Below are 1379 nucleotides of genomic sequence, written 5' to 3' on the forward strand. Positions count from 1 at the left end.
CCGGCGAGCCGTGTGATGAACACGAACGGGGCGGGCCAGGCGGACCACGTCATGGCGGCCTCGCCGGAGCGTATGCGGCACCGGATCTACCGCGATGTGGTGGTGGAGATGGCGCGGGTCCTGGCGCAGCAGGCCGCCAACGGCGACGAGGGCGCGGTCCCGAAGGACGTCACCGACCTGTTCGACACCTACCTCATGGACGTGGCCACGATCGCGGTCACCAACGACCACCGGGCACGAGCGGTCACGGATCCGGGTTACACGGCGAGGTCGTACAACGCGTACAAGGAGCAGCTGGCGGCGCTTCTGCCTGCGGACAGTCGTCTTCGTGCCCTGCTGCCGGCTGACAAGGGCCGGTGGGGTGTGCTGGGTGACTTCGCCCAGCTCGCCGCGAGTGTGGGGACGAACAACCGGGGCGACAGCATCCAGCGGCCCGCCACGGCCGGCGAGGCCAGGCCCCGCCTCCCGCAGGAGGGCTCCGGTGACCAGAGCGAGCGTGTTCTCCCGCCCGCCACATCCGCGCCCCGCGGCGCGCGGGACAGTCGTCCCCGGTTCGTGGTGCGGTCGGGTTTCGACGCGCGGCGGTTCACGCACCAGGGCGATCCGGTCACCGACCTGACGGTGCGGGTGGCGATGCGGGGTGCGGACGGTCAGAGCGCTTACGTCTTCGGGCAGTTGAGTGCGGGTGTCGAGGAGTTCCTGAACGACCGCGGGTATCGCCTGCCCAATGGTGACCGTCTGCACGTGACGGTGGAGCACGTCGACCCGGCCGATTCACCGCACCTGACGGTGGATCTGGTGGGCCGGGACCGGGCGATGGACCAGAACACGTGGTGGACCGATGCCGCCCCGGTGCAGCTGGTGCACGAGCTGACGCATCAGCTGGGTCTGCGCGACGAGTACCGGGACGCCGACGCCCCGCACCGCCCGCACGTCCCCGGCAGCCTGCTGGGCGACCTGAACGCGGACCCGGAGGACTCCTCGCTGGTCGCGGCCGGTCTGCGTGACCGCCACCTGGCTCTGCTGGGTGCGCTGATCGGGGACGTGACCCCGGCGCCCGAGCAGGACGCTCAGGCCGGCCGGAGCTTCGAGGAAGCCCGCAGCGCGGCCGTTCCGGACCCCCGCGAAGCGGTGTGGGTGGACCCGGTGTCCCTGCCCCAGCCCGTCGACGACGACACCACCGGTGTCGATGTTCCTGCCCGGATGTTGCAGGGGGAGGGTCTGCTGCCGTTCGGGTCGGGCAATTTCGTGTTCACCAACCTGAATTTTGACAATGAGGCGTACCGGAACAAGGCGGTTCGTGTCATTCAGACGCTGCGCAGTCATGAGGCGATCGATAAGTATGTCGGTGGTCGTCCGGTGCGGATCACGTTGCATGT

1 protein-coding gene is annotated in these 1379 nt (G+C 69.5%); it reads left to right on the forward strand.

What is annotated here, in order from left to right; all coding sequences use genetic code 11:
• Positions 1-15: 15 nt before the first annotated feature.
• The coding region (locus tag ACH4N1_RS34985) for a hypothetical protein (RefSeq protein WP_398104570.1) at positions 16-1379 on the forward strand (1364 nt) is incomplete at its 3' end.

Origin of the sequence: Streptomyces sp. NPDC017202, assembly GCF_044331705.1 — a bacterium.
GTDB lineage: Bacteria > Actinomycetota > Actinomycetes > Streptomycetales > Streptomycetaceae > Streptomyces.